At 57.5% G+C, this 25,024-nt stretch carries 28 protein-coding genes; 9 read left to right on the top strand and 19 right to left on the bottom strand.

What is annotated here, in order from left to right:
* Positions 1 to 101: 101 nt before the first annotated feature.
* The 11 genes from MK6180000_RS10920 to MK6180000_RS10870 all read right to left on the bottom strand — a co-directional run bounded on the left by MK6180000_RS10920 (position 102) and on the right by MK6180000_RS10870 (position 8,764).
* A complete protein-coding gene (locus MK6180000_RS10920; RefSeq protein ID WP_138934761.1) occupies positions 102 to 533 on the bottom strand; it encodes a DUF302 domain-containing protein in 432 nt (143 codons plus the stop codon).
* Between the two features lie 127 nt (positions 534 to 660).
* Complete coding sequence (locus MK6180000_RS10915) at positions 661 to 990, bottom strand: hypothetical protein (RefSeq protein ID WP_138934760.1); 330 nt, start codon at positions 988 to 990, stop codon at positions 661 to 663.
* Between the two features lie 100 nt (positions 991 to 1,090).
* The gene (locus MK6180000_RS10910; RefSeq protein ID WP_138934759.1) at positions 1,091 to 2,137 is read right to left on the bottom strand and encodes a c-type cytochrome; all 1,047 of its coding nucleotides are present in this window, start codon (positions 2,135 to 2,137) and stop codon (positions 1,091 to 1,093) included.
* On the bottom strand, positions 2,121 to 3,389 hold the full coding sequence (gene soxC, locus MK6180000_RS10905) for a sulfite dehydrogenase (RefSeq protein ID WP_425466858.1): 1,269 nt from the start codon (positions 3,387 to 3,389) through the stop codon (positions 2,121 to 2,123). Before soxC ends, MK6180000_RS10910 begins: the two co-directional genes overlap by 17 nt.
* 29 nt (positions 3,390 to 3,418) lie before the next feature.
* Positions 3,419 to 5,116: a thiosulfohydrolase SoxB gene (gene soxB, locus MK6180000_RS10900; RefSeq protein ID WP_138934757.1), complete on the bottom strand. Its 1,698-nt coding sequence runs from the start codon at positions 5,114 to 5,116 to the stop codon at positions 3,419 to 3,421.
* Positions 5,117 to 5,182: 66 nt separating this feature from the next.
* Positions 5,183 to 6,028: a sulfur oxidation c-type cytochrome SoxA gene (gene soxA, locus MK6180000_RS10895; RefSeq protein ID WP_138934756.1), complete on the bottom strand. Its 846-nt coding sequence runs from the start codon at positions 6,026 to 6,028 to the stop codon at positions 5,183 to 5,185.
* A 25-nt stretch (positions 6,029 to 6,053) separates the two neighbouring features.
* The gene (gene soxZ, locus MK6180000_RS10890) at positions 6,054 to 6,383 is read right to left on the bottom strand and encodes a thiosulfate oxidation carrier complex protein SoxZ (protein WP_138934755.1); all 330 of its coding nucleotides are present in this window, start codon (positions 6,381 to 6,383) and stop codon (positions 6,054 to 6,056) included.
* 14 nt (positions 6,384 to 6,397) lie between these two features.
* The gene (soxY, locus tag MK6180000_RS10885; RefSeq protein WP_138934754.1) at positions 6,398 to 6,814 is read right to left on the bottom strand and encodes a thiosulfate oxidation carrier protein SoxY; all 417 of its coding nucleotides are present in this window, start codon (positions 6,812 to 6,814) and stop codon (positions 6,398 to 6,400) included.
* Between the two features lie 52 nt (positions 6,815 to 6,866).
* On the bottom strand, positions 6,867 to 7,340 hold the full coding sequence (gene soxX, locus MK6180000_RS10880; RefSeq protein ID WP_138934753.1) for a sulfur oxidation c-type cytochrome SoxX: 474 nt from the start codon (positions 7,338 to 7,340) through the stop codon (positions 6,867 to 6,869).
* 95 nt (positions 7,341 to 7,435) lie between these two features.
* A complete protein-coding gene (locus tag MK6180000_RS10875; protein ID WP_138934752.1) occupies positions 7,436 to 8,014 on the bottom strand; it encodes a thioredoxin family protein in 579 nt (192 codons plus the stop codon).
* Positions 8,015 to 8,026: 12 nt separating this feature from the next.
* Positions 8,027 to 8,764 carry a cytochrome c biogenesis CcdA family protein gene (locus MK6180000_RS10870; RefSeq protein WP_138934751.1) on the bottom strand — a complete coding sequence of 246 codons (738 nt, stop codon included), beginning with the start codon at positions 8,762 to 8,764 and terminating at the stop codon, positions 8,027 to 8,029.
* 77 nt (positions 8,765 to 8,841) lie between these two features.
* Here MK6180000_RS10870 and MK6180000_RS10865 point away from each other — a divergent pair, with 77 nt between their 5' ends.
* From MK6180000_RS10865 to MK6180000_RS10855, 3 genes are all read left to right on the top strand, one after another.
* Complete coding sequence (locus MK6180000_RS10865) at positions 8,842 to 9,195, top strand: thioredoxin domain-containing protein (protein WP_138934750.1); 354 nt, start codon at positions 8,842 to 8,844, stop codon at positions 9,193 to 9,195.
* Positions 9,196 to 9,291: 96 nt separating this feature from the next.
* Positions 9,292 to 9,624, top strand: coding sequence for an ArsR/SmtB family transcription factor (locus tag MK6180000_RS10860; RefSeq protein WP_138934749.1), 333 nt, complete (start codon positions 9,292 to 9,294; stop codon positions 9,622 to 9,624).
* A gap of 42 nt (positions 9,625 to 9,666) precedes the next feature.
* The gene (locus MK6180000_RS10855) at positions 9,667 to 10,731 is read left to right on the top strand and encodes a YeeE/YedE family protein (RefSeq protein ID WP_138934748.1); all 1,065 of its coding nucleotides are present in this window, start codon (positions 9,667 to 9,669) and stop codon (positions 10,729 to 10,731) included.
* A 213-nt stretch (positions 10,732 to 10,944) separates the two neighbouring features.
* On the opposite strand, the gene MK6180000_RS10850 is transcribed toward MK6180000_RS10855, so the two are convergent.
* Entirely contained in the window at positions 10,945 to 11,349 is a 405-nt protein-coding gene (locus MK6180000_RS10850) for a rhodanese-like domain-containing protein (RefSeq protein WP_138934747.1), read from the bottom strand.
* Between the two features lie 533 nt (positions 11,350 to 11,882).
* On the opposite strand from MK6180000_RS10850, the gene bktB reads away from it, so the two are divergent.
* The 4 genes from bktB (at position 11,883) to MK6180000_RS10830 (ending at position 17,847) form a co-directional block, all read left to right on the top strand.
* Positions 11,883 to 13,064: a beta-ketothiolase BktB gene (gene bktB, locus MK6180000_RS10845; protein WP_138934746.1), complete on the top strand. Its 1,182-nt coding sequence runs from the start codon at positions 11,883 to 11,885 to the stop codon at positions 13,062 to 13,064.
* A 414-nt stretch (positions 13,065 to 13,478) separates the two neighbouring features.
* Positions 13,479 to 15,392 carry an acyltransferase family protein gene (locus MK6180000_RS10840; protein ID WP_138934745.1) on the top strand — a complete coding sequence of 638 codons (1,914 nt, stop codon included), beginning with the start codon at positions 13,479 to 13,481 and terminating at the stop codon, positions 15,390 to 15,392.
* Between the two features lie 390 nt (positions 15,393 to 15,782).
* The gene (gene lptG, locus MK6180000_RS10835; RefSeq protein ID WP_138934744.1) at positions 15,783 to 16,880 is read left to right on the top strand and encodes an LPS export ABC transporter permease LptG; all 1,098 of its coding nucleotides are present in this window, start codon (positions 15,783 to 15,785) and stop codon (positions 16,878 to 16,880) included.
* Positions 16,881 to 17,145: 265 nt separating this feature from the next.
* Positions 17,146 to 17,847: a VIT1/CCC1 transporter family protein gene (locus MK6180000_RS10830; RefSeq protein WP_138934743.1), complete on the top strand. Its 702-nt coding sequence runs from the start codon at positions 17,146 to 17,148 to the stop codon at positions 17,845 to 17,847.
* Positions 17,848 to 17,874: 27 nt separating this feature from the next.
* Here MK6180000_RS10830 and MK6180000_RS10825 read toward each other — a convergent pair whose 3' ends face one another.
* The 5 genes from MK6180000_RS10825 to MK6180000_RS10805 all read right to left on the bottom strand — a co-directional run bounded on the left by MK6180000_RS10825 (position 17,875) and on the right by MK6180000_RS10805 (position 22,062).
* Positions 17,875 to 18,654, bottom strand: a complete 780-nt coding sequence (locus MK6180000_RS10825) for a CDP-alcohol phosphatidyltransferase family protein (RefSeq protein ID WP_138934742.1) — start codon at positions 18,652 to 18,654, stop codon at positions 17,875 to 17,877.
* The gene (locus MK6180000_RS10820) at positions 18,651 to 19,343 is read right to left on the bottom strand and encodes a phosphatidylserine decarboxylase (RefSeq protein ID WP_138934741.1); all 693 of its coding nucleotides are present in this window, start codon (positions 19,341 to 19,343) and stop codon (positions 18,651 to 18,653) included. The genes MK6180000_RS10825 and MK6180000_RS10820 overlap by 4 nt, the downstream gene beginning before the upstream one ends.
* 10 nt (positions 19,344 to 19,353) lie before the next feature.
* Positions 19,354 to 19,755 (bottom strand): diacylglycerol kinase, encoded by a 402-nt coding sequence (locus MK6180000_RS10815; RefSeq protein WP_171054599.1) that lies wholly within the window; start codon positions 19,753 to 19,755, stop codon positions 19,354 to 19,356.
* Positions 19,752 to 21,488, bottom strand: coding sequence for a phosphoethanolamine transferase (locus MK6180000_RS10810; protein ID WP_138934740.1), 1,737 nt, complete (start codon positions 21,486 to 21,488; stop codon positions 19,752 to 19,754). Before MK6180000_RS10810 ends, MK6180000_RS10815 begins: the two co-directional genes overlap by 4 nt.
* A 100-nt stretch (positions 21,489 to 21,588) precedes the next feature.
* Entirely contained in the window at positions 21,589 to 22,062 is a 474-nt protein-coding gene (locus MK6180000_RS10805; protein WP_212751896.1) for a GtrA family protein, read from the bottom strand.
* Between the two features lie 123 nt (positions 22,063 to 22,185).
* On the opposite strand from MK6180000_RS10805, the gene MK6180000_RS10800 reads away from it, so the two are divergent.
* Together MK6180000_RS10800 and MK6180000_RS10795 are read left to right on the top strand one after the other, a co-directional pair.
* Positions 22,186 to 22,857 (top strand): winged helix-turn-helix domain-containing protein, encoded by a 672-nt coding sequence (locus MK6180000_RS10800; RefSeq protein ID WP_138934738.1) that lies wholly within the window; start codon positions 22,186 to 22,188, stop codon positions 22,855 to 22,857.
* Complete coding sequence (locus MK6180000_RS10795) at positions 22,850 to 24,238, top strand: sensor histidine kinase (protein WP_138934737.1); 1,389 nt, start codon at positions 22,850 to 22,852, stop codon at positions 24,236 to 24,238. Before MK6180000_RS10800 ends, MK6180000_RS10795 begins: the two co-directional genes overlap by 8 nt.
* A gap of 143 nt (positions 24,239 to 24,381) precedes the next feature.
* Here MK6180000_RS10795 and MK6180000_RS10790 read toward each other — a convergent pair whose 3' ends face one another.
* Complete coding sequence (locus tag MK6180000_RS10790; RefSeq protein WP_138934736.1) at positions 24,382 to 24,651, bottom strand: hypothetical protein; 270 nt, start codon at positions 24,649 to 24,651, stop codon at positions 24,382 to 24,384.
* A gap of 141 nt (positions 24,652 to 24,792) precedes the next feature.
* Positions 24,793 to 24,921, bottom strand: coding sequence for a hypothetical protein (locus MK6180000_RS20875; RefSeq protein WP_281284643.1), 129 nt, complete (start codon positions 24,919 to 24,921; stop codon positions 24,793 to 24,795).
* Positions 24,922 to 25,024: the final 103 nt, after the last annotated feature.

The raw sequence follows: 25,024 nt of genomic DNA, 5'->3' as shown, positions 1-25,024 counted from the left end.
CCTATGCGAGTATCAATCGCATGCCGCAAGGCGCCTGCGGTTGTTCCAGCGCAAACCGGGTGACGAAACTACCGTACTGCGGGCGCTTTATTGGCGCTGCACTATTTCAGCGCTTCTTTGACGATGTCATCGAGCAGTGCCTGTACTTCCTGCATCTCACCGTCCGGATACGTGCGATAACCGATCATCACCTCGCCGCCCTGATCAGCAACGAATATGCCATAGGGGCAATGGGCGATGTTCATTGGGTCCGCCTCCATCACGCTGCGTGACACTTGCGCCGAGCAGAAAAGGAAGATGTCGGCCTCATTGAACAACTCAGTCGTGCTGCCTACGTCTGCGCCGGTCCGGTTCAGCATTTCGCCGGTGTGGCTGACGTAGTCGATCACCAACCCGCGACCGATGATGGCGTTTTCGACCGCGAAGGCCGCGTCGCCGAAGCTGCCCTCAAACGGATAAGTGACGGCCTGATCGGCCGCCATAGCGGACCCTGCGGCAAGTGCCAGTATCCCAGCGATAACAAAGCGTTTCATATGATGTCCTCCAGATGTCAGTCGCGTTGAAACATGGTGGGGTGGCGCGGACCAGTAGGTGCCACGGGTGCGCGCCGTTCTCTGAGCTAAACATATCGTCGACGATGCCCACATACCAGCCTTTGGATTATTCATAGGTGGCTTTGCGCAGATCCGAAATATCGCCGGGGGACGAAATGAAGCCGCGAGATTTGGTGTCTTCCGCGTCCGTTGCCTCGCAGGTCGCGCCTACCTTGACGCCATCATTCGTGTCGATCTGTGACCAGTAGGTGTTGGTGAACGTGGCCCGGAATACGCGTGATCCGGTTTGAGCGCCCCGTACCGCGTTGGCACAAACCCTGGCCTGACTGTTGGCGGCGAAGGTGTATTTGAGCTTATCCTCCTGAACGGCGGCATCGCCCGACACATAGATGCCGGGATCAGCCTTTCTGTTCATGCCTGCTGTCCCCAGTTTCATTGTTATCGGTCATCTGCATTACGGGATGCGGGCGCAGCGTGGTTTTGTAGGGATGGATGACAGCGGCGGGCGCCGCAAAAGGGCGCCGCCGCGCGGACGATCACTTGGGAAAGCTCGCCAGATAGGCGGTGATCGCGTCCAGATCGTCGTCCTTTCGCAGCCCGGCAAAGCTCATCTTGGTGCCCTTCATGAAGCCTTTGGGATCGGCAAGAAACGCCTTCAAGTTCGCCTCGTCCCAGACAAGGCCGTCATCGGCCATGCCGCTGAGCGCTTTGGAATACTTGAAATCTTCGACGTGGCCCGCAGGTTGGCCGACGATGCCGGTCAGGATGGGGCCAACGCGGTTCTTTGCGCCGTCACCGATCTGGTGGCATGCCTTGCACTTGCGAAAGACCTTCTCGCCCGCGGACACCAGCTCGGGGTCGAGAGCGGCTGTCTGATCTTCGATGACCTGATCCGCAGGTGGCTCTTTCGAGGCGGCAGCCTCTCCGGCGGATGCGGCTTCTTCGACAGACGCCGCGCCCTCGCCCTTGGGCGTCACATCCAGAACCATCGCGCGCATGGTGACCTCGACGCTGTCCTTGCAGTTCTCCATGCAAGGCTCGCCAGACCATGCGGCATATTCGGTCTCGGCCCGATCATCGACAAAAAAACCATCGGCATTGGGCATCTCAACATCGGCGAACGTCTCATCCGACAGCACGAAATCATCGTCGACGAGGTAGTTTGAATAAAGGATGTAGGCGACGATGGCGTATACTTCGTCAGGCTCCAGCGACTGGGCGTTGCCGTAGGGCATCGACCTGTTGATGTAGTCCCAGGTGGTCGACAAATAAGGCCAATAGCTGCCGACTGTTTTCACCGGGTCGGCGCGGTCCAGCGTGTCCATACCGCCTGCCAGCTTGGGCCAGTTGCCCAGCCCTTCGGCGAAATCACCATGGCACGAGGCACATTTGTCGGCAAAAATCTCTTCGCCGGTGAGCGCATCACCTGATCCAGCGGGCAGTCCAGCGCCGCTCGGATGTACGTCCAGGTTCCACGCAGCAACTTCCTCGGGCAGGGCGTTGCGGCCAAGGCCCAACCCCTCGGCGTAAGCAGGGCCGCTGAGCAACGCCAGCGATGCGGCTAGTTTAAGAAACTTCGACATTCTCCACCTCCCCGGTCGGGCGCACCCACCATGTTTGGATACCGTTGTTATGATAGACTGAATTCAGGCCGCGCACGCCGCGCAGCTGTGTTTTGGTCGGCTGTACGTAGCCAGTGTCGTCCATAGCGCGGCTTTGAAGCAGCATCTCGCTCCCATCCCAATCTGTGTCGAGGTAGAAGCGCGACAGCGCCATTTTCTCGCCGGGCTTGGCAAGGCGCGCAGTCTCCCACGTTTTGCCGCCGTCCTTGGACACATCGACGCGGGTGATCGCGCCGCGCCCCGACCATGCGAGCCCAGTGATGACCAGTGGCCCTTTGTCATGGGTGATCGGTGCCTGCGGGCTGGGCGAGGTGACGACAGATTTAGCGTCCATCGCCCACGTCCATTTGCGCGACGTGCCGTCGGCCATAGTGTCGGTATATTTCGACGTCTCCTCCCGGCTTTCGACCGGGCTATCCGTAACTTCGATTCGGCGGATCCACTTGATCCACATGTTGCCTTCCCACCCCGGCACGACAAGGCGGACCGGATAGCCATGCTCTTTGCGCAAGGCCTCACCATTGGCTTTGAACGCGACCAGCACGTCGTCCAGCGCCTTTTCCATCGGGATCGAGCGGCCGTTTGACGACGCATCCGCGCCTTCGACAAAGACCCATTTGTCCTTCAGGTCGCCAGCAGCATCCAAGCCGGCCTCCTCCAAGATCGTGCGCAGGGGCACGCCGGTATATTCCATGTTGTGGATCATGCCATGCGTGAACTGCGCGCCGTTCAGCTGCGCGCCTGCCCACTCCATGCCGGTATTGGCGGCACATTCACAGAAGTAAACATGGTTTTCGCGTGGGAAACGCTCCAAATCCGCATAGGTGAACACCAGCGGGCGGTCGACGAGGCCGTTGATCATCAGCCGGTAATCTGGCTTGCTCAGCTCAATCGCGCCTGAATGATGCCGCTCAAACGCGCAGCCTTGGGGGGTGATCGTTCCGTCCAGCGCGTGGATCGGCGTGAAGTTGACCGAGCTGATTGTGTCTGCCGTCAGCCACTCGACGTTGCGGCGGATTACGTCATCCTCAAACCGGATCGGCAGGCCATAGGGGGTGGCGTCAACCGGATCGCCAAAGCCGCTGGCCCAAGGTTGAACTTCGGTAATCAAAGGATCGGGCGTTGTGGCGGCGCGGGCGGCACCGCCAGCGATCAGGGCCGTTCCGGCGGCGGCGCCGCGCAGGAAATTCCGGCGTGAGGGTCCTTTGGACATGACGTCCTCCGTCTTGGGGTTTTTATCGCTCATAGCCCGACCACCTCTACGCTGTCGTTATCGGGCGCGCTGACCGTGCCCTTCTTGCGGATGTGGGCCTCGACCACGTCCCAGATTGGCGGGCCTTCGGTGCCCTCGTTGACAGAGGCCCATCCAGCGATCTGGTAACTCTTGGACGGGTCGATCCGCTCGCCGGTTTTCAGCAGGGTCATCTCGCTGATGCGTTGGCCCTGCGGTTTTGAGATGTCGATGCGGTATCCAAGGCCGCCTGTGCGCACCATATCGCCGCCCTGCTGGTAGTAAGGGTCGGGGTTGAACAGGTTATCGGCCACATCCTCCAGCACGACATGAAGATACTCACCTGTCATTTCAGTGCGGTAGGCCTCGCCGTAGGTCATTGAGGTGACGTTCCAGATATCTTCGCGGGTGATGTCCTGGCCGGGCAGGATCGACGGGCCCCAGCGCACACCGGGGCTCAGGGCGATGTCGGCCTCGCGCTCGGACAGTAGGGCATCGCAAATCACATCATCCCATGTGCCGTTGAAATTGCCACGACGGTAGAGCAGGCTGTCGCTCTTACCGATCACCTCGGCCATTGCCTCCTCGTATGGCGCGCGGACCTCGTCGATGACGGCGGCGACCTCCTTGTCCGGCTCAATCACGTCCGACAGGATCGGAATCAGCTTGTGACGAAAGCCCATCATGCGTCCATCGCGAACGTCCAGATCGACGCGGCTGACAAATTTGCCATTAGACCCCGACGCGACGATGATCGTCTCGCCAACCAGCACAGGCTCAGGCAGGGCGTCATGGGTGTGACCGGACAGGATCACGTCGATGCCCTTGACGATGCCCGCCATCTTCTTATCGACGTCAAAGCCATTGTGGCTAAGGCAGACTACCAGTTCGGCCCCCTCGGCACGGGCCTCATCAACCATTTTTTGCATGTTCTCGTCGCGGATACCAAAGGAGTATTCAGGGAACATCCAGCCCGGATTGGCGATCGGCATATAGGGAAAGGCTTGGCCGATGACAGCGATCTTAACGCCGCCGCGCTCGAACATCTTGTAGGGCGGAAACAGCTCGGACGGCTCGTCCCATTCGGCGTCGAATATGTTCTGGCCAAGGGCGGCAAACGGCAGCCCCTCGACGATCTCCTGCACACGCTCGGACCCCAGCGTGAATTCCCAGTGAAATGTCATCGCATCCGGCCTCAGCGCGTTCATCACGTCGACCATATCCTGACCTTGCGTCTGGTAGCAGGTATAGCTGCCGTGCCAAGTGTCGCCGCCGTCCAGCAGCAGCGCATCGGGCCTCTCCGAGCGGATCTGATTGATAACGGTCGCGACGCGGTCCAGCCCGCCAACGCGGCCATATCCCTCAGCTAGGGCGGTGAAATCGCCTGATGACAGCGCATAATGGGCATAAGAGCCGTCGTCGATGCCGTACATCCTGCGAAAATCAGCGCCTGTCACATGGGGCACCTTGCCCTTGTTAGGGCCGACACCGAGGTTCACGGACGGCTCGCGGAAATAGATCGGCTTTAGCTGGGCGTGAATGTCGGTGATATGGATCAACGAGACATTTCCGAAGTTTTCGAATTCCAGAAGCTGGTCCTGCGTCAGTGTCTGCTGCGCGGCGATGCGTCCCCATTGCCCAAACCCCGATGCACCGAGGATCGCGCTGGCCGCCATGCTGGTCTGAAGAAAGTCACGCCGGGATATCATATGCGTATTCCTGAATATAATAAGACGAAAAAGCCCCGCACGGTTGCCGTGCGGGGCCTTCAGATTTTAGTTGCGGACTGACGGGCCCTCAATGCCCAGTCCGTTGCCGCGCGAGGCGACATACAGCTCAAGCGCGATGAACTCGGGGCTGCCGGGCTCAAAGGTCTCAGCGCGGGTATCGCGTATGCAGCCCTTGAAGCGCGAATGAGCCGCATTCAGCTTGGTGTTTTTAAGGCGGTAAACTGGAAAGCCGTTGATCTGCCCTTGGCTCAGATGGTCTGCGCGGATCATCTTGCCATTGTTGGCCTCGTGGCAGGATGCGCAGGCCAGCTCAAGCTGACCGAAGCGTGTATAATACAGCTCCTTGCCTTGCTCCCACGTGGATTGAGCAGGGCCATCTATGGCCACGTCGACAGGCATGCCGCGCGATACCGAAGAAATCAGCGCGGTCATATTGACCATGTCGCCGCTGGTATACTTCCACGGTTCCGCGCCCATGCGGGTCTCGCGGCAATCGTTGATCTGCATCTCCAATGTGCGGACCTCGCCTGCCTCCTCGTTCCACTTGGGATAGACGGGGCGCACGCCGGCCATCTCCTCGGATGCGCCATGACAGTCGGCGCAAGACTTGCCTTCCGACCCTTCGGCGGTGTTCCAGACGTCTTCGGCCTGCTCGACGAAGATCATGCCGGGATTGTCGAAATCGTCGGCCTGCATGGCACGCGTTTCGGTCCCCCGGTAATGCCAGCCAGAGATCACCTCATCCAGCACGTCCGCTACGACGGGTGACGGAGCCGTGCGCGTGACGATCTCGGTTTCCCCGTTCACGATAAGGGTGTCATCCACCGGGTCTGCCGAGGCCAGTGTCGCGGCCATGAGGCCGACAGTAAAGGTAGCGGTCAGTCGTTTCATCCTTGTCCCTCCCAAGACAGTTGGCTCACTCTACGGCGATCTTCTTGATTTCTTCGTAGACCGACCCGTCGTCATCGTACCATGTGAACTTGAATTCGCCCGACGCGGGCACGGTAGCCTCGAACTCCAGATACGGATTGGTCGAAATCGCCGGTTCCAGCGTGACATCCACGACATTCTCGCCGTTGAAATCGCAGGTAAAGCGGTTGATGATCGAGCGCGGAATGACGTTGCCGTCACCATCCTTGCGCTGACCGGACTCCATCTTGTGGCTGATCAATGTCTTGATCACGATCACTTCGCCGGCCGATGCCGTCTTGGGGACCTTTACGCGAGGTTTTACACCTTCTGCCATGTCTCTAACTCCTATTAGCCGCCGCAGCCGCCGATTGTGACTTTAACCGTAGTGGATGCTTTGACGAAGGAGCCGTCCTCCAGCTTGGCGATGGCCACGACGTCCTGCGTACCGGCAAGGCGGATACGCGTCGACGCCGAGCGTGATGCAGCCAGCGGACCAAACTTGAACGTCGCCACTGCCGGCGTCGGGTTGCCAAGGGCAAGCACCAAGATCTCAGCCGCGCTATCCGAGGATACCTCAATCGGGACGGTGTTACCGTTCTCGGCGATTTCAGGTGCGGTCAGCTTAATATCACCTTCGCCGACCTCAGCGCCGCCAGTGAAGGCTGCGATTGCATCTTCGCCCGCAGCCGAGGCGCGCAGGGGCAGGCCGGTCATCAGGATCGCGCCAGCCCCCATCAGAATTGCATTACGTCGTGTCAGTTGCATGTATGAACCTCCGTTTGGCCCGTCTGGGCCGTTCTTAACCTGTGGCAGATCATTATTCTTTCAGGGTGGTGAGATAGGCCACCACATCTTCGACCTGCTGCGCCTCCAATAGCGGGCCGAGCGTATCGTCGGCCGCTTTGCCTGTGTAGGCCTTGCCGGGCCGGATGAAGCCTTCGGTCTTGTAGAAGGACGGCATCAGGCTTTCGTCGAACATCATCTTGGCGTTGGCGACGATGCCGCGCAGTTCCGCCTCGCTCCAGCGGTCGCCGGCGCCGTCCAGCATCGGCCCTATCTCGCCTTGAAAGGGCACATCTGACAGATCGGTAACCTGATGGCAGGCAACACAGTTGCCCAGTCCCTTGTTGCCGACGATCGTGCGCCCGCTTTCCGCGTCGCCCGCCACGCCGGTCAGCGATGTCTCGACGCTGCCGTCGACGTAGGACACATCCGACGGCGCTATCTCTGCTGCGGTTGCGGCACCAGTCGATGCAGCAAAAGCCAATATCACGAGAAGTGTGCGTTCCATGCGTCCTCCCAAACACATTCAAAATCTAGCATACTCTAGGATACCGACCCGCAATCAAGCAAGGGTAAGTTCACCAATAAACAGCTGAATCGTCTTTAATCTGTCGAACCATTTGCCCGCTCTTGAATGCGGCGCGCGTGATACCTTTGAAAATCCTCTGCAGAATCAATCTCGTAGCGCTTCTCATTCACCCAAGTGAACATATCCAGCGTCGTCCCGGCGCCGAACGCACCCGGCATCAGCGCGACCGAAGCTGATTGCGCGGTCGCACCGTCCTCGACCTCTTCTGGCAGGAATAGAATCGATGGGGTGAAAAGCAGCCCCCATTTGCGGGTCGCCTGCTTTTCGGTCAGCGTTTCGCCGTCAAAGTCGGTCATTTCGGTGTCGCCATGTAGATTAACCTGCACGACAAAGAAGTTATCGCGAATGTAGCTGGCCACGTCGTCGCGTGAGAAGACCTCCTTGTGCATCTTGTCGCAATAGATGCAGCCGCGTTGTTCGACCATGATCACCAGCCGCTTGCCCTCTGCGTTGGCCTCGGCCAGATCCTCGCTTAGGTCTTTGAACGTGTCGCGCATCCAGTCCTCTTTGTGCAGCCCGTCGTCACCCAGCGTGGCGGCGACGGCAAAGGCGGGCAGGAGGGTCAGGATCAATACGGCAAGCAAGCGTTTCATTGGGCAATCTCCCTAAATGTTTTGGAACGCGGGAAAGGTTTCCAGCATCCACTGCGCGATATAGTTAACGCTGTCGGTCGCGATAAGCGCGGCAAAGAGGATCATCAGCAGGCCCATGGCCTTTTCAACCTTGGGCAGGTGGCGGCGGAACTTGGACGCGAATTTCAGGAACGGCCCAATGAACAGGGACGCAATGACAAACGGCGCCGTCATTGCCACGCCAAAGACCAGCAGCAGGACGAGCCCTCGCAGGGCTGTCGCCTCGGTGCTGGCGGTGAATACAACCGCGGTCAGCACGCCGCCGACGCAAGGCGTCCACCCGGCGGCAAAGGCAAAGCCGACGACATAGGCGCCAAGGATTGACATGTTCTGCGTATTTCCGGCGTCCATCTGAAACGCCCGGTTAAGGAAGCCAATGCGAAACACACCCAGAAAATGCAGGCCCATCACCAGCACGACCAGCGCAGCGAACAGCCGAAATTCGGTTTGCATTCCGCGGAACGTCTGGCTTAGCCCGTAGGCAGCGGCGCCCAGCAGGACAAACACTGTGACAATGCCCAGCGAGAACATGATTGATGCCAGAAACGCGCGCCTGCGCACGCCCGGCGCAAGTGCGCCCTCTGCGCTGATTTCGGACATAGATGCGCCGGCCATATAGCTGAGGTAGAATGGCACAATAGGCAGGATGCAGGGCGAGAAGAAAACGATCAGACCGCCTAGAAACGCGCCCATCAGGGAAACATCGAACATGGCAACTGCTCCGGCTCTTGTGCTGACCACATATTCACGATATTCTATACCTCATTGATACGTCAATCGGAACTCCGATGAAACGCTTGGCACTGGCCCTCTTATTGGGATGCGTTCCCCTGCCCATAATCGCGGCCGAACTTGTCATGGTCGAGCAGGAAGGTTGCCACTGGTGCGCGCAGTGGAATGCAGAAATTGCAGATATTTATCCTAAAACAGACGAGGGTACGCGCGCGCCGCTGCACCGCGTTGATTTGCGCGATCTGCCTGACGATATTGAATTCACCTCGCCTCCCGTCTTTACGCCCACCTTTGTGCTGGTTGAGGGCGACAAGGAGCTGGCCCGGATTGAGGGATATGCCGGCGATGAATTCTTTTGGTTTGTACTGCGAAAGCTGCTGGACGAAAACGGTGTCCCTGCCGCTGAATAAGCGCTGAGGCCTTGCGTACCTGCGCTTGCCCGGCAGAATTGCCATACGCATAATTAGGCGTTACTCAAGCCGGAAGAAAACGGATTTTCAGCAAAAATGTCATTGCCCGTCATCACGAACGACATGTCCAGCGCCGAGATTGATCGGATGATGCAGAACGCGTGCGATGCGTCGCAATTTCTCAAGGCAATTAGCCATGAGGGCCGCCTGATGATCCTGTGCCATCTGGCCACCGGCGAGAAATCAGTGACCGAACTGGAAACGCTGCTATCGTCGCGGCAGGCGGCGGTATCGCAGCAATTGTCGCGGCTGCGCACCGAAGGTTTGGTCGCCCCGCGCCGCGAAGGCAAGGCGATCTACTATAGTCTGACAGACCCGCGCGCCGTTCAGATACTCGATCTGGTCTATGATCTGTTCTGCAAAGATTGATAGCCGCGCCCTCAGCGCGCGAGGCCCAGCAGGGAACCCATCATGACGGGCGCAATTTCGGATACGATTATATTGGCCCTCTTTGGCCTTTTCGGTGGTGTTATTTTAGGGTTGGCCGCGCGGCTGGGGCGGTTCTGCACGCTCGGCGCGATCGAGGATTATGTTTATCAAAACAACAGTGTACGCCTGCGTATGTGGGGGCTGGCCATTGGCGTGGCCGGATTGGGCAGCTTCGGCTTAATCGGGGTCGGGGTGCTAGACGCGTCGCAGACCATCTATCACCTTGCGCCATGGTCGCCCGCGTTCGGGGTCCTTGGCGGGCTGCTCTTTGGCTACGGTATGGCGCTGGCGGGCAATTGCGGATTCGGTGCGCTGGCCCGGTTTGGTGGAGGTGACCTGCGGTCGTTTGTGATCGTGATGGTGTTGGGGATCAGCACCTATGTTGCCCTCTCCGGTCCGCTGGCGCAGTTGCGCATAGCCGGATTGGCGTTGACGGACATGCCGACAGAAATCCGCAGCTACCCCGGTGCGCTAAGTGCCCTTACCGGAATTCCTGTGTTGGCATGGGGACTGATGATCAGCGCAGCGATAACCGCATGGGCGCTCTGGTCGCGCGATTTTATCGGTCAGCCAGGGGCCGTGATCTGGGCCGCACTGGTGGGGGCCGCCATCGTCAGCGGATGGGCCGGGACCCAGTGGGTCGCCGATACGGGCTTTGGCGTCTCACCAATCAATAGCCACAATTTCGCGTCACCTCTGGGCGAGGCGCTCTTGTTCCTGATGACGTCCAGCGGCGGCGGGCTGACATTCGGCGTGGGCTCTGTCGCGGGCGTGCTCATGGGGGCATTTTTGGGCAGCCTGATCAAAGGGCAATTTCGCTGGGAGGCTTGCGAAGATCCGCGCGAATTGAAACGGCAGGTTCTGGGCGCGGCCCTTATGGGCTTGGGCGCAGCGCTGGCGATGGGGTGCACTATCGGGCAAGGCCTCTCTGCCTTTTCGCTGCTCACACTCAATGCGCCTATCGTCTTCTGCTCAATCTTTGCCGGGGCCGCGCTTGGCCTGCGCCAGCTTATCTCCGGTCTAAGTTTTGGCCGACTCGGCGATTAAGGGCAAAGCGCGCGTCACTCGGCGCAGCCCTGGCAGGATGTGCTCGACTATACCGAGATGTTTTGCAACTGGAGCCGCAAGGAGACGAACAACGGCATGCTGTCGCCGGTTGAATTTGGCGGCGAAGGTGGGGCGGGGCTGTCAAATGAGGTCGGCTTGACCAAAATCCAACGCATTTTTGGCTAAACAGCACCAGCCATAATCGAGCAGGACCTAAGCCTTCTTTTCGATTGCTTCGACGGGGCCACCTTTTTCAGCCCAGGTCGAAAACCCTTCCTTGAGATGCGCGGCTTCAAAGCCCATGTCCTGAAGCGTCGCCACTGTCAGTGAGGACCGCCATCCCGATGCGCAGTGAAAGACGTATTTTTTGCCTTCTTGTCCAAAAACGTCTTTGAAATAGGGGCTGTCTGGATCGACCCAGAATTCGATCATTCCGCGCGGGGCGTGAATAGATCCCGGGATCGCACCCGTGCGTTGGCGTTCACGAATGTCGCGGATGTCGACGATCACAACATTCGGATCAGCGACCATTTTGATCAGATCGGCCGTTTCGATTTCTTCGATACGTGCGCGGGCGTTGCTGACCATGTCAGCGGCGGAAGTGGTGAGCTTTTTCATGCGAACCTGTGCTGTTTTGTAGAGTGCGAGAATTTGATGTGCCGATACGACCTAAAGGTAGTGCCATCATTCTTGGATAGCATGTTCTTTATCCAGTTGTTGATCAAGCGTACCTAGTTGATGTGACGATTGTCGGCGGCGCCCTTTAATGAGCTTTCCGTAGCGGGATCACAGTCCCTGAAAACTATGGCGATGAGCCTTAAACCAAATTCTCAATGGCAAAGCATCAGAGTCGATATGAAGTCAGTAAGACCGGCAATACTCACCCAGCGCATTTAGCGATGTCGCCTGTAGCCAAGATAGCGGTCTTGCGGCGTGCAAAACACTGACCAGCTCCGCGCAATCCGACCCGGCGGTTTCAGGGGTTATCGCGCAGGTTATTATGGCGCCACCCTAGTCATAGACGCGCGAACTACGCGGTATGGTGCCGATACACCCGTGGCGAGGCTGGACAAGGTATTCCGCTATCGTTCAACTATAGAAGCCGGAAAGCCCATCAGGCAAAATTCGGCCCTATCGCAAAGGAATAAACAATGACCAAATCTGTAGTCATCACCTCAGGCGTGCGCACCGCCATTGGCAGTTTTTCGGGATCTCTGTCAGGACTTTCCCCTTGCGATCTTGGCGCCGCCGTCGCCTCCGAGGCTATTGCCCGCGCTGGAATAGCTCCCGGCGAAGTGCAGCAGACGGTGCTGGGCAATGTCGTCCACACGCTCCCCGAGGATATGTATATTAGCCGCGTGGTCGCCATTCGCGCTGGGGTGCCTGAAACAGCCCCCGCTCTGACGCTGAACCGGCTGTGTGGGTCGGGCCTCCAAGCTGTCGTGACCGCGGCCGAGCAGATCATGCTTGGCTACGCGAACATCACGCTGGCTGGCGGCGTCGAAAACATGAGCCGCGCAGGCCATCTGCTGACCTCAGCGCGCCATGGCCAGAAGATGGGCGATACGCGCGCTATTGATATGATGATCGGCGGGCTGACTGACCCCTTCGGCAACGGTCATATGGGCGTGACGGCGGAAAACATCGCGCAGCGTCATGGCATCGACCGCTCAGCGCAGGACGCCTTTGCATTGGAATCCCACAAGCGCGCTGCACAGGCCATCGCGGATGGACGGTTCAAGGATCAGATTTTGCCGCTGACAGTTAAACACGGCCGCAGCGAGACGACATTCGACACGGACGAGCATGTGCGCGCCGACATCACCGCAGAGAAGCTGGAGGCGCTGCGCCCTGCCTTTGCAAAGGATGGCAGCGTCACAGCAGGAAATGCCAGCGGCATCAACGATGGCGCCGCCGCGCTGATACTGATGGACGAGGAGACGGCTCGCAGTAAAGGCGCCGCACCGCTAGGACGATTGGTGGCCTACGGGCTAGGCGGTGTCGCGCCCGAGATAATGGGCATGGGCCCGGTTCCCGCCACAAAGCAGGCGCTGGAGCGCGCTGGGCTAAGTGTCAGCGATATAGACGTGATTGAAAGCAACGAGGCGTTCGCCGCGCAGGCGTGCGCCGTGGCGCAGGAGCTAGGCTTTGATCCGGCTCGCGTTAACCCAAACGGCGGAGCCATCGCAATGGGCCATCCCATCGGCGCATCGGGCGCGATTATCCTGATTAAGCTGCTGTATGAGCTGAAGCGCACTGGCGGGCGCTACGGCCTTGCGACCATGTGCATCGGCGGCGGGCAGGGCATCGCCATGATTGTCGAGCGGATGTAGTGATTTTCCAACGCCGCGTCAGGGCTGCAACAGCCTGCCCCCAGATGACCTCGTTTGGAACACAGGCATAGGTTCAGTCGCTTCTTGAAGGTGATCTGGCTGCGGCCGTGTTCGAGCCGAACGGCGTCCTGCCATTGATGGGGGCATTGCTTCCATCCCGTCAGATCACCTCAGCCCGTACTGCGGTTGAGGCGGATCAGGATTGGAACGATTTATCGACCCCGAGGGTCATAGCGGGCGTCGTTCTTTGGCCGATGGGCCTCTCACGCATCCTCGCGTCGTTCAAAATGCACGCCGTAGGGCAATGTCGCTAACGTCAGACACTTGGCCTCGACCGCGGTTTTGTCTCGCACCTATGCCGCGATTTGTGTACATCCCGCTCAAATGTGAACCAGCCTCGAGACTGTGGACCATATGAAATATCGGGGTGAAATTGACGGACTTCGAACATTGGCCGTCGTCCCTGTCATTCTTTTTCATGCTGGCATTGCTCCGTTCACGGGCGGCTTTATCGGCGTTGATGTCTTCTTTGTTATCAGCGGCTATCTGATCTCCACGATAATTCTCAATGAGATGGATGCAGGACGTTTCTCAATCATGAGATTCTACGAACGCCGCGCCCGGCGTATCCTGCCCGCGCTATTCTTTGTCATGTTGGTGTGCATCCTGTTTGCATGGTTCTGGTTGATGCCCCGCGACCTCAAGGATTTTGCCGAAAGCTTGGCTGCCGTCACCCTCTTCGTCTCCAACTTTCTCTTTTGGCTTGAGGCAGGGTATTTCGAGGCAACAGCTGAGCTTAAACCGCTTCTTCATACTTGGAGCCTTGCGGTGGAGGAGCAGTATTACATTTTCTTTCCAGTCCTGCTGATGATGCTCAATCCGTTTGGCAGACGAGCCATTCTAATCGGCCTAATCGCGATTTTTGTTTTCAGCTTTGCGCTCTCGCAATGGGGTATCTACAACCATCCGTCGGCGACATTTTTTCTGCTACCCGCCAGAGGCTGGGAGTTGTTAGTCGGCGTTTTTGCGTCGATCTATCTGCGCGGACATTCAACTTTTACCCGCACCATTCACACTGAGTTGCTTTCGCTCATCGGTCTGGCGATGATTATTCTTCCAATATTCGTATATGACAAATCGACGCCTTTTCCCGGCGCCTACGCTCTACCCGCAACGATAGGTACGGCGCTGATCATACTTTTTGCCCGCACCGGGACATTTGCAGAGCGGCTGCTGGCTGCCAAGCCGATGGTGGCGATTGGCCTTGTTTCCTACAGCGCTTATCTCTGGCATCAGCCCGTCTTTGCCTTTTTCAAGCATCGTTTTGGCAGCGCGTATTTTGAGGATGCGGTATATCTGCTGATCGCGCTTTCGCTGCTGCTCGCTACTATTAGCTATTGGCTGGTTGAGCGGCCCTTTCGGCGTGCCGCGACGCTCAAACAGCTTGGCGTTTCGATGGCCGTCTGTTTCCTAATGGTCATCGGCGCAACGACGACGTTTCTAACGGTAATCGACGAAAATTATAAAGCCGTACCGTCCTACAGATGGGCGCTTGAACATGCCTCGCCTGAGTTGATTTCCTATATCGAGAACAGAGATGTCGGGCGTGAATGTGCGAATGATATACAAGCGATTGGCCTGAAAATCTGCCGTTTCGGTGCGACGGACCAAGAGCCGACCATGGTGATGTGGGGGGATAGTCTGGCAGGCGCATTGCTGTACGGCATTGATCAGGTTGCTCGCGAAAATGGCGTGGCGGGGTTGGCATTCATCACCAACGGATGTCCGCCGATCTTGGGCTTGCGCAACACCGAGTTATCGACGTGCACCCCCGGAACCCAAGCCAGGGTCATGGAGGAAATCGCCACGCTGTCCGGAATTAAAGTAGCTTTGCTAACCGGAAATCTTGTTGGAGCCATGACCGCAAGAAATGTCCTGATAGATGGCAATCCAACATCTGCTGTCATCGTCGGGCACAAGATGGAGATGGCCATGAAGACGTTTGAAATGGCGGGTATAACTTCCCTTTTTGTCGAACAGGGCCCCACCTTCGATGCGCATGTAGCCGAGCACGAGATGCAACGCCTGCGCAGCGGTTACGAAAAACCACAAGCCATCTCACGCTCTAGCCATGTCGCAAGCGTCGCCCCAACACGCGTGCTAGCCGGCGCCTTTGACGATTACATCGAAACGACAGATTTGTATTGCAACAAGTCCACGTGCCCCTCGGTTGATAGCGGCGGCAATCTAGTAATTTTCGACCGCAACCACGTGACGGAAAAGTACTCGCTGAAACTCGCGCAGTTGGTTTTTTCTCAGCTGAAGTAGGCGGGGAAGGTGCTAGCGCGCACGCCAGGTTCCTGCGGGACACAAAGCTGAAAAAGCCGAGCGGGCGCGAAGCCCTAGATTAAGTGGTTCCCGCCGCCAGAAACTCCAGCCGAACAGATCACCTGCCGATTTTCAAGCGGAGGCGCAGACCACAAATGTGAGCTTAGCCGAGCTAGGCCCGGCGGATAGATTCAAGAACGTCAGCCCTGCGCGCTGCATTGCCAAACGGTATAAATCTGACCATGGCGCGGTCAGTCATATCGCGTCATGTACATATCTAGCAGTTAACGAGGTAAGTATGGCGCGGATAAATCCGACATATCGTGCCGATGCAAGGCATTCCAAACGCTGGGCGCGCACGTCGCGCGCCGTTCGTCGCGCGCTAGAAACATGAGACTGTATCGCTACTTTGCCCGTAAGTTCGTAATGACGTTTCTCATGGTTTTTGTGATCTTTGCCGTCATTCTAGCGATGATCGACTTGATGGAGGAGGTGGGGCGTTACGGCGGCAGCGGCGTCGGATTTCGCAAGATACTGCAACTTATCTTGTTGAGCGCTCCCAGAGAGCTTTACGAATTTCTGCCACTGGTGATGATCTTGTCCTCCCTCGCGCTCTTTGTTGGACTCGCGCGATCGTCGGAATTGGTGGTTACGCGCGCTTTGGGCTGGTCTGCGATGCGGGTGCTCGTCGCACCTATATCGGTGGCGTTATTGATCGGCGTTACTGCTGTAACGGTTTTGAACCCCATCGTCACAGGCAGTTCAAATCTGTATGAAATCCTCAGTTCAAGGTACCGCAGCGGCGACGAGGCCGCGTTTTCGATCAGTGCGAATGGGCTCTGGCTGCGGCAGGGCACAAGCGGCGGTCAGGCGGTGATCCAAGCCGCGTCCGCCAATGCGGACGGGTCGGAATTTTATGACGTGACGTTCATCATGTTCGACGCCACCGGAACGCCGTCAGAGCGGATCGAGGCGCGCGTAGCAAAGCTGGTCGCCGGATTTTGGCAGTTGTCCGAGGCCAAGGATTGGTCGATTACCGACACAGAAAATCCAGAGGCGGCGTCCCAAAGGTACGACGTGATGCGTATTCCGACGTCATTGACGCAGGAGCGTATCGCCGCGTATCTCGGCACCCCTACGTCGATCTCATTCTGGGATATGCCCGCCCATATTGCCCAACTCAAGCGCGCGGGATTTTCAACGCGCCGCCCTCTGATCTGGCTGCAAACTGAACTTGCCCGGCCATTGTTTCTGGCCACGATGGTGCTGATCGGCGCGGCATTCACTATGCGCCATGCACGATCGGGTCATACCGGCCTGATGGTGCTCTTCGCGATATTGTCGGGCTTTTTGCTTTATTTCGTGCGCAATTTTGCACTGATTTTGGGTGAGAATGGCCAACTTCCCGTTCTGATCGCAGCATGGGCACCGCCGGCTGCAGGGTTGCTTCTGGCTTTTGGGTTGATCCTGCATTTAGAGGATGGATGAATTGAAATCCGGATCATTCACATCATCACAGGCACTGTTTGCCTCCTAAGAGCCGGTTGGTTTGATGAGGTGCTTGAGCGGGTCTACGGTTGGCCGTTTCCTGAGTGCACCGCATCTTGCGGTCGCCTGATTTGATACGTACCGCTGCGGCAAGCGATGTTTCGCGGGCGCTATCGTTACACGAGCCGCCTGAGGCATGGGCCAGCATTTAGCAAGGAATGACAGGCGGCGGACAATCGACCCCGGCGCAGAATGAGGAAACTTCATGAGCAAACAGCATTCAGAACATCACAACGTCTCTCGTATCGGCTGGCTGCGGGCGGCTGTTCTTGGGGCAAATGATGGTATCGTGTCTACGGCCAGTCTGATCGTCGGCGTGGCTGCAGCCGCTGGCAGCGCGACCGAAGTTTTGCTGGCCGGAACGGCCGGTCTGGTCGCTGGCGCGATGTCGATGGCTGCTGGGGAATATGTATCGGTCAGCTCTCAGGCGGATACAGAACAGGCCGATCTTGCGGTCGAGCGCCGCGAACTGGCCGAGTATCCGCGTGAAGAACTGATCGAGTTGGCCGCGACCTTTACCGAGCGGGGCGTTAGCGCGGATGTGGCGACGGAGGTTGCAAAACAACTGACCGCTCATGACGCGCTCGGTGCGCATGCGCGCGAGGAATTGGGGATCACTGATCTGGCAACCGCAAAGCCGCTGCTGGCCGCGTTCGCGTCTGCCGTATCCTTCTCAATCGGGGCGTTCCCGCCTTTGCTCATAGTCCTCTTTTCACCTTTCGATCAGATCGGCATCTATGTTTCGGTCGCGACGATATTTCTGTTGGCAATCCTCGGCGCCCTTGGCGCCCAAGCCGGAGGAGCAAGCCTCGTCCGGGGCGCATTCAGGGTGATGTTTTGGGGCGGTGCGGCCATGGGGGCGACGGCAATCGTGGGCAAGCTCTTTCACGTCGCGGTCGTTGGCTGACCGGGCCTTATGATATTTCCGGCATCACTACTCGACGGAATGGGGCGGCTCCACTCCCTCAGGGCCATCGCTACTATGATCCATTTTCTTGAACGATAGATACGAAAACGGCAAAGAGCCAAGATAGATCAAGTTGGCCAGGATCAGCGTCAGCCACGGATAGACCACAAGGCAGACGACCAGAACCACCGCACCAACAACGAAAAAGGGCAGGTGGGCCTGCTTGATGGATGCGTGTTTTATCGAATAGCTGGGGATTGTACTGACGGCCAGCAAGCCGACGCAAATGACGTAGATGGCCCGCGCGACGGGAAAGTCGCTATTTTGCCATCCACTAAGATACAAAAATACCGGCATAAGCGCGAGGCATGCAAGTGCGGGCGCCGGCACACCTACAAAGAATCCGTCCTTTTTCAACGTCACGTCTGCACGATGAATCGATAGATTGAAACGGGCCAGCCTTAGCGCACAGCACACAGCCAGAACCAGTGTCGCAAGCCAACCGATGCTGGCGTGCTGGGTGCCGATGTAGAGCGTGTTATATAGCAGTATTCCCGGCGCTATGCCGAAGTTAAAGAAATCGGCAAGGCTGTCCAGCTCAGCGCCAAAGGGGCTGGCGGTGTCCAGAAAGCGCGCCAGTTTGCCGTCTGCCGCGTCGAGGAAAACGGCCGCCAGAATGAAATAAAGGCTCGCTTCCAAATGTCCTTCGAGGCTCATCCGGACGGACGTCAGGCCTGCGCAAATCGCAAACACCGTGACAATGCTGGGAACGAGGTGGCGCAATTTGACTCGCTGCGTTTCGGTCATTCTGCAATTCCTGGACGCACGGTGCCGGGTGCTGCGAGATCTGCAAGAATGGTTTCGCCGCCGACAGCTGTTTGTCCGACTGCGACCAATGGCGAGACGCCTTGGGGCAGATAAACATCAAGACGGCTCCCGAACCGGATCAAGCCGAAACGGTGGCCAATCTGGACGCTATCACCCTCTTTGACAAAACAGACGATACGTCTGGCAACGAGGCCAGCGATCTGCACAACGCCAATGCGCGCACCGTCGCTTGTTTCGATCATGACCGAATTACGCTCGTTCAGCTCGCTTGCCTTGTCGACAGAGGCGTTCAAAAACTGGCCCTTGTGATAGGCGATCTTGCGAACCGTGCCTGCAATCGGCGCGCGGTTTACGTGGCAGTTAAAGACATTCATGAACACTGAAACGCGTGTAACAGGCGTATCCCCGAGACCTAGATCCTCGGCCGGCACGACATCCTCAATCAGCGAAATGATACCGTCGGCAGGCGACAGCACCAAACCCTCCTGCTGGGGGATCACGCGCACCGGATCGCGAAAGAAATAGTAGCACCAGACCGTAGCGCCGAAGCCCAGCCAAAAGAGTGGCTGCCAAAGAAAGGCCAACGCGACAGTGATCGCGGCAAAGATCGCCACGAACTTCCGGCCTTCCTTGTGCATTGGCACGGCGACGATCTTGATCATATCCATAAACGAGCTTTCAGAAAATTTCAAAGTGTTGAAGGACTACGGTGCCGAGGAATAGACCATTGGCCATCAGCACGCACATAGTCGCCAAAGATCCCAGATCCTTGGCGTCGCGCGCATATTCCTGCCAGTGAGGCGCAAGGTGATCGACGATACATTCGATCGCCGTATTCAGCGCCTCGACCGCGATAAGTGCAAGGAACAAAATCAGGAAAATGCAAAGCTGGGCCCAACTAGCGCCGATGGCGACAAGGAGGCCCAGACATAACAAAAACGCCAGAACAATATGTCGAAATGCCGCCTCTTTCCACAGTCGCTGAACTCCGGCAATGGAGTACCCCGCCGCGGCAAAGACATGGCGAATACCCGTAATCCGGCCCGGCTTGGGCCGGATCTGTGTGTCACCGTCTTTCATCGAAGGGCGACCTGCTCCGCTGTTCTGCACGATGCGAAAATATCCAGATCCTCTTTGCGTTCGGTGGTTTCAATATCGAGCATTCCAAGGATCGAATGAAAAAAGTTATCCTGCGTCACGGGCCCGTCGTCGGGTGCGCGCGCACAGTCATAGTCCAGTTTCAGATCTTGCTTGAATCGCTCGGACATCCACACCACCATCGGCACGCGTTTTTGCTCTTCGGGGGCGATCCAGTAGGGAGCAGCGTGCAAATACAATCCTTTCTCACCAAGGGACTCGCCGTGATCTGAGATATAGACAAGTGAAGTGCTGAGGTCGGGCAAATCGTTCAAAAAGTCAATGGTCTTGGCAATTTGCAAGTCAGTGTAGGCGGCTGCGTTATCATAGGCATTGACGACCTCCTCGGGGGCGCACTCCGCCAGATCCGCGTCCCGGCAATCAGGTAGGAATTTGGCGAACTCCTCTGGGTAGCGCTCAAAATAGGCGGGCCCATGGTTACCGATCTGGTGCATTACGATAACCGTGTCCCTCTTGATCTCGCTGGCCCTCTTCTTGAGCTGCTTTAACAAAATACCATCGTTACATTCGCCGTTAGTGCAAAATTCGGGATCGGCCGCTTGGTTGAAATTTGCATATGTCACCCGCTTGGCTACGCCCATGTCGCCGGTGTTCGCATCCCACCATTCGATATCGTACCCCGCACGGGCAAGGACGTCCAAAAGATTTTCCTCAGCGCCGGCCTTTTCATGGGTAAATTCCCCGCGCCCAAGCTTTGAAAACATGCAGGGAATGGACACATTTGTTGACGTGCCGCAGCTTTGAACACCTCCAATCGGCAAAATGTCACGCTTAGCCAGTTCTGGTGAGGTATCCCTGCCATACCCGCTTAGCCCCCAATTCTGGTCTCGCAGAGTTTCGCCGACAACTAGGACAGTCAGAACCGGATGAGCGGCGCGCTTCGCCACCCCGCCCTTGTGGGCATCCAGCGCAATTTTCTGAAACTCCATGGTCCGCGCTCTCCACGTCATCTGGGCGTATTTCAGGATACTTTGAACTGTGGATTCTGGGTGCAATATTTCCCGCATCCCCGCCGATTGCTTGACCCCAAATGAGAAGACTTGGTAATTGCCCAGCGTTATCCCGGCAAACGTTAAAATGCACATAGCCAACAGAGCGAGGTGGCGCCCTGCCGATTTGAAAAATGGAGGGTGCGACACCCGTACCGCGAGGATTACGATGGATGGCAAAAGCGCGAACACCAGCATGTATTTAACATATGCGACGGTGATCAGACCTCTGGATTCGTTGGCCGTAGTGGTCAGGATGTTCTGGATCATTTCGCGATCAATGATGATCCCCATCGTCTCGTGATAATACGATGCGCCAGCTGCGATCAGAATGTTGGCAATCAAAAATGGCTTTAGAAACCAGCGGTTTGTAAAGACCAGCACATAGATCATCGTAAACGCCCAGATGCCGATACCAAAGAGTATGAGCAATTTGGGCTGCGCGCCAAAGAGAATATAGGCTTGCTGCCAAAACGAGGTGCTAAACGCGGCAAGCAGCCAGATATTTGTGATTATGACTAGCAACAATCCCGAGATTGAGGGGCGAGCCGACCACAACCTCATTGCGGTTTTCGCCAACCTCCAAGGGCCTGCTGAGCCCTGTTTTGAACCGGTAAATTTGATTGGATCGGCATTGGCTTGGGCGCCAGCTTTGATTTGTGCCATGTAATCGATGCCTCCGCCGGTTATTTTTCGCCAACTCTACTGAGGCGAAAGTCCCGTGGACGTGTTCGGCACTATACCAATCGGTTATCTAGGCGGCCGATCAGGACGGTGCCGATGTCCGCCGGCGGCACAGTGCAAATTTGCCGAGCGCGACCAGCGCGGTAGAGACAGCCAGCGTCGCAGAGGGGGATAGGGCGTGGCGTATCAAAAGCCCTGTCAGAATAGCCTCATTAGCGGCAAAACCGGCAAGGGCGACGGCGATAAAGCGCAGCAACGCCGCCGGGATCGATTTCTCGCCATCCGCAAACGTGTACCCGAAATGCCCCGCAAAGCTGACAAAGAAGGCAAGCGCAAATGCGGCCGCGTTGGCGATTGCCGGCACCCAGCCTGCCTGGATCAAGGTGATGCCGATCAATAGATGGACCAGTGTCGCGGCTGCGCCAACAAAGGAGAGCCGAAAGATCCGCGCGATCATGGCCGGGCAGCCGGCCTTTGCGGACGCAGCACGGCGAATTGCTGGATGGGATGGATCATCTACCTGCTCCGGTGGGACGGTGTGGCGCCCTTGATACACGCCCATCTCCGGCGCGCGCCTGATCGGCACTATACGATTTGGCAACAATCAGATTATTCTGGCGTAAACAGGCGGACATTCTAGTAGGAACAGGCGGCAGGCATTTGCCGGGAATGAAATATCATGCGGATCTTGGTGGTTGAGGACGATAGCGAGACGGCAGATTATATCTGTTCTAGTCTGAGCGCGCAGGGGCATGTGCCACTGCATGCGGCGGACGGCAAAGAGGGTTATCTGCAAGCGCTCGACAATGATTTCGATGTTATGGTCATCGACCGCATGTTGCCCAAGTTGGACGGTCTATCGCTCGTTAAATCCATCCGCATCGCAGATGTGCCCACGCCAATCATCATCCTCAGCGCAATGGGCGGCCTGAACGACCGCGTTGAGGGGCTGGAGGCGGGCGCCGACGACTATCTCGTTAAACCTTTTGCCTTTTCCGAGTTGCATGCGCGAATTACTGCGCTGATGCGCCGCCCGCCGATGCAGACTGAGGAGACAGTGATGAAGGTCGCTGACCTGGAATTGGATCTGGTGCGCCATAGTATCGAACGGGCAGGGCAGCCGATCACGCTTCAACCGCGCGAATACCGTCTGTTGGTCTATCTGCTGCGCAATACCGGCAAGGTACTGACCCGCACCATGCTGCTGGAGGCGGTATGGGATTTCCATTTTGATCCGCGCACCAACGTCGTCGAGACCCACATCAGCCGCCTGCGTAACAAGATTGATAAACCATTCGCGTCCAGCCTGATCCACACCGTCCGCGGTGCGGGATATAGCCTGCATGCCTGATAGCGGCCGTCACCGCTTGGGCCTGAACCGGACGTCTGTCCGGCTATCGCTTCAGTTTGCATTTCTTTATGCCATCCTGTCCGCCGTGATGTTTTTTGGGGCCTACTGGATGACGGACTATGAGGTGCGCGATTGGATCGCGGATCAAATGCGGGTTGATGCGGCTATGCTGCAAAATATCCATGAGGGCCAAGGATCGGGCGTTTTGATCGACCGTATCGCGTTCCTAAGCGACTTCAGCGCTGAAAATGAGCGCATCTATCAATTGCGTGGCTCGGATGGCGCGCACCTTGCTGGGGACATGATCGACGTCGAGATTGAGCAGGCGGGCGATCGCATCTATCTGCCCGTCACCGCCGTCGATGCGGGTGCATTGCCCAGCCGGGAGGTTTCCGGATACTGGATCCGGGTGGACCGCATTGGACCCTACACGCTGATCCAGGGCACGGGCGATCATGTGATCGCAGAGGTGATGGAGGCGCTCAGCATCGCGCTTGTTGCGGGTTACATCTTGGTTATTTCCGCGGGGCTGATTATTGGCCAGTCCGTCGGTATACGGACCGAGCGGCGTATCAGCCGCATCATGGAGACGCTGGAGGATGTGTCAGGTGGCGCGCTGGCCAAGCGTATTCCGGAACCGGGCGGTGACATGGACGACCTCTCGCGCGTCTCGGCTGCCGTTAATGCTGCGCTGGACCAGTTGCAGACCTTGCTGGAAAGCCAGAAACAGATCGCAACGGACATCGCGCATGACTTGCGCACCCCCTTGCAGCGTCTGCGCCAAAGGCTGGAGCGGATGAGCGAGGAGCGTGCCGACGACGAAGATTTGCAGGCAGCGCTAGGAGAGACGGAAAACCTGATAGAAACGTTCAACGCATTGCTGCGGATTGCCCAGATTGAATCGGGCGTCCAGCACGAGCATTTTGTTCCTGTCGATTTGGGAAATATCGCCCGGGACGTGTCCGAGATTTACCAGCCGGTGGCCGAGGATGAGGGGCAGACCCTGACCACTTCGGTGCCTGAGGCTGTGGTTCAGGTCCGCGGCGATCCGGCCCTGCTAGGCCAATTGCTAGCGAATCTGATCGAAAACGCGATCCGCCATTGCCCACCGGGGTCGACGTTTCATGTCGCGCTTGAGAACGGCGCGGATGGCCCGAGACTGAGCGTTTCGGACAATGGCCCGGGAATACCGAAGGATGAGGCCGAAAAGGTGTTTCGCCGCTTCTACCGGATCGATAAAAGCCGCACCTCCGATGGTCACGGGCTGGGCCTGCCGCTTGTCAAAGCAATCGGCCGCCTTCATCACGCGCGGATCAGTCTGTCGGATAACGCGCCGGGTCTGCGGGTTTGTGTGATCTTCCCCAAGACCGAACTGGCTTGAGCGCCAGACCTTGGCATATTGAGAAACCAAGAAGACATTCCCACGCCTGACGTCGGTAATGCGCTGATAAGCAAAGGTAGTGGGCTAAGATACGCAATTGTCCGGTACCGAAATCGCGATTGCGCCGGACCAGTTTAGAGACTTCAAATGTCATCTAAATCGGGTACCCTTCCAATCCTCACTATAAATGTCGGCTCGCCGACTTCGCCCGAGTTGGGGTCCTCAATCACCATATACGCATCTGCCCCGGCGCAATCTTCCCGAAGGGATTCACGTTCCGCGCGCCCCTCAGCCTCTGCCGCTGTGGAATATTGAAACTGCTTGCCAATCTGCAAGCCGGGCTGCCCGGCCTTCTTTTCTATGTAGGTCTGGCAGATGTAATGCACCTTCGAGGCATTTTCTTCTTGGGTCATGGCGGCCTCCTGGGCTGTATTTTGGGGCGATAGGGGGGTAAGGGTTCGCCCGTATTCCTTAGCCAGAATACGCCTCTGCCCAATCAGCATTTTGAGGCGCTAATTGGACCGATCCAAGGGCCGGGGACGAGGCGTCAAACGCTATTTCGGCTTTTTGCCGCCAATTGACAGTGCAGGTTTGCCCGCTAGCGAATTCGCCGTCGCAAGGACCTTTGGCTTTTCCTGCTTTGGCTTCTTCTTCTCTTTGTTGGTGTTTTTGCCTTTGGCCATGGGATGTCCTTCCAACATGCAGCTATCCGGTGCCGGAATGGCAGGGCTTGGCTGCGGTCGTTCGCCGTTTTTCGATCTCGGGCGAAAGGTACCGTTGATCGAC

It is taken from the genome of Roseovarius arcticus (assembly GCF_006125015.1).
Classification (GTDB): domain Bacteria; phylum Pseudomonadota; class Alphaproteobacteria; order Rhodobacterales; family Rhodobacteraceae; genus Roseovarius; species Roseovarius arcticus.
The sequence above is the reverse complement of the archived record's forward strand: the minus strand, read 5'-3'. Positions and strand labels throughout refer to the sequence as shown.

Excerpts from the sequence above, each read along its gene's own strand:
- MK6180000_RS10920 (WP_138934761.1), bottom strand. The coding sequence starts at position 533 with ATGAAACGCTTTGTTATCGCTGGGATACTGGCACTTGCCGCAGGGTCC.
- MK6180000_RS10915 (WP_138934760.1), bottom strand. The coding sequence starts at position 990 with ATGAAACTGGGGACAGCAGGCATGAACAGAAAGGCTGATCCCGGCATC.
- MK6180000_RS10910 (WP_138934759.1), bottom strand. The coding sequence starts at position 2,137 with ATGTCGAAGTTTCTTAAACTAGCCGCATCGCTGGCGTTGCTCAGCGGC.
- soxC (WP_425466858.1), bottom strand. The coding sequence starts at position 3,389 with ATGTCCAAAGGACCCTCACGCCGGAATTTCCTGCGCGGCGCCGCCGCC.
- soxB (WP_138934757.1), bottom strand. The coding sequence starts at position 5,116 with ATGATATCCCGGCGTGACTTTCTTCAGACCAGCATGGCGGCCAGCGCG.
- soxA (WP_138934756.1), bottom strand. The coding sequence starts at position 6,028 with ATGAAACGACTGACCGCTACCTTTACTGTCGGCCTCATGGCCGCGACA.
- soxZ (WP_138934755.1), bottom strand. The coding sequence starts at position 6,383 with ATGGCAGAAGGTGTAAAACCTCGCGTAAAGGTCCCCAAGACGGCATCG.
- soxY (WP_138934754.1), bottom strand. The coding sequence starts at position 6,814 with ATGCAACTGACACGACGTAATGCAATTCTGATGGGGGCTGGCGCGATC.
- soxX (WP_138934753.1), bottom strand. The coding sequence starts at position 7,340 with ATGGAACGCACACTTCTCGTGATATTGGCTTTTGCTGCATCGACTGGT.
- MK6180000_RS10875 (WP_138934752.1), bottom strand. The coding sequence starts at position 8,014 with ATGAAACGCTTGCTTGCCGTATTGATCCTGACCCTCCTGCCCGCCTTT.
- MK6180000_RS10870 (WP_138934751.1), bottom strand. The coding sequence starts at position 8,764 with ATGTTCGATGTTTCCCTGATGGGCGCGTTTCTAGGCGGTCTGATCGTT.
- MK6180000_RS10865 (WP_138934750.1), top strand. The coding sequence starts at position 8,842 with ATGAAACGCTTGGCACTGGCCCTCTTATTGGGATGCGTTCCCCTGCCC.
- MK6180000_RS10860 (WP_138934749.1), top strand. The coding sequence starts at position 9,292 with ATGTCATTGCCCGTCATCACGAACGACATGTCCAGCGCCGAGATTGAT.
- MK6180000_RS10855 (WP_138934748.1), top strand. The coding sequence starts at position 9,667 with ATGACGGGCGCAATTTCGGATACGATTATATTGGCCCTCTTTGGCCTT.
- MK6180000_RS10850 (WP_138934747.1), bottom strand. The coding sequence starts at position 11,349 with ATGAAAAAGCTCACCACTTCCGCCGCTGACATGGTCAGCAACGCCCGC.
- bktB (WP_138934746.1), top strand. The coding sequence starts at position 11,883 with ATGACCAAATCTGTAGTCATCACCTCAGGCGTGCGCACCGCCATTGGC.
- MK6180000_RS10840 (WP_138934745.1), top strand. The coding sequence starts at position 13,479 with ATGAAATATCGGGGTGAAATTGACGGACTTCGAACATTGGCCGTCGTC.
- lptG (WP_138934744.1), top strand. The coding sequence starts at position 15,783 with ATGAGACTGTATCGCTACTTTGCCCGTAAGTTCGTAATGACGTTTCTC.
- MK6180000_RS10830 (WP_138934743.1), top strand. The coding sequence starts at position 17,146 with ATGAGCAAACAGCATTCAGAACATCACAACGTCTCTCGTATCGGCTGG.
- MK6180000_RS10825 (WP_138934742.1), bottom strand. The coding sequence starts at position 18,654 with ATGACCGAAACGCAGCGAGTCAAATTGCGCCACCTCGTTCCCAGCATT.
- MK6180000_RS10820 (WP_138934741.1), bottom strand. The coding sequence starts at position 19,343 with ATGGATATGATCAAGATCGTCGCCGTGCCAATGCACAAGGAAGGCCGG.
- MK6180000_RS10815 (WP_171054599.1), bottom strand. The coding sequence starts at position 19,755 with ATGAAAGACGGTGACACACAGATCCGGCCCAAGCCGGGCCGGATTACG.
- MK6180000_RS10810 (WP_138934740.1), bottom strand. The coding sequence starts at position 21,488 with ATGGCACAAATCAAAGCTGGCGCCCAAGCCAATGCCGATCCAATCAAA.
- MK6180000_RS10800 (WP_138934738.1), top strand. The coding sequence starts at position 22,186 with ATGCGGATCTTGGTGGTTGAGGACGATAGCGAGACGGCAGATTATATC.
- MK6180000_RS10795 (WP_138934737.1), top strand. The coding sequence starts at position 22,850 with ATGCCTGATAGCGGCCGTCACCGCTTGGGCCTGAACCGGACGTCTGTC.
- MK6180000_RS10790 (WP_138934736.1), bottom strand. The coding sequence starts at position 24,651 with ATGACCCAAGAAGAAAATGCCTCGAAGGTGCATTACATCTGCCAGACC.
- MK6180000_RS20875 (WP_281284643.1), bottom strand. The coding sequence starts at position 24,921 with ATGGCCAAAGGCAAAAACACCAACAAAGAGAAGAAGAAGCCAAAGCAG.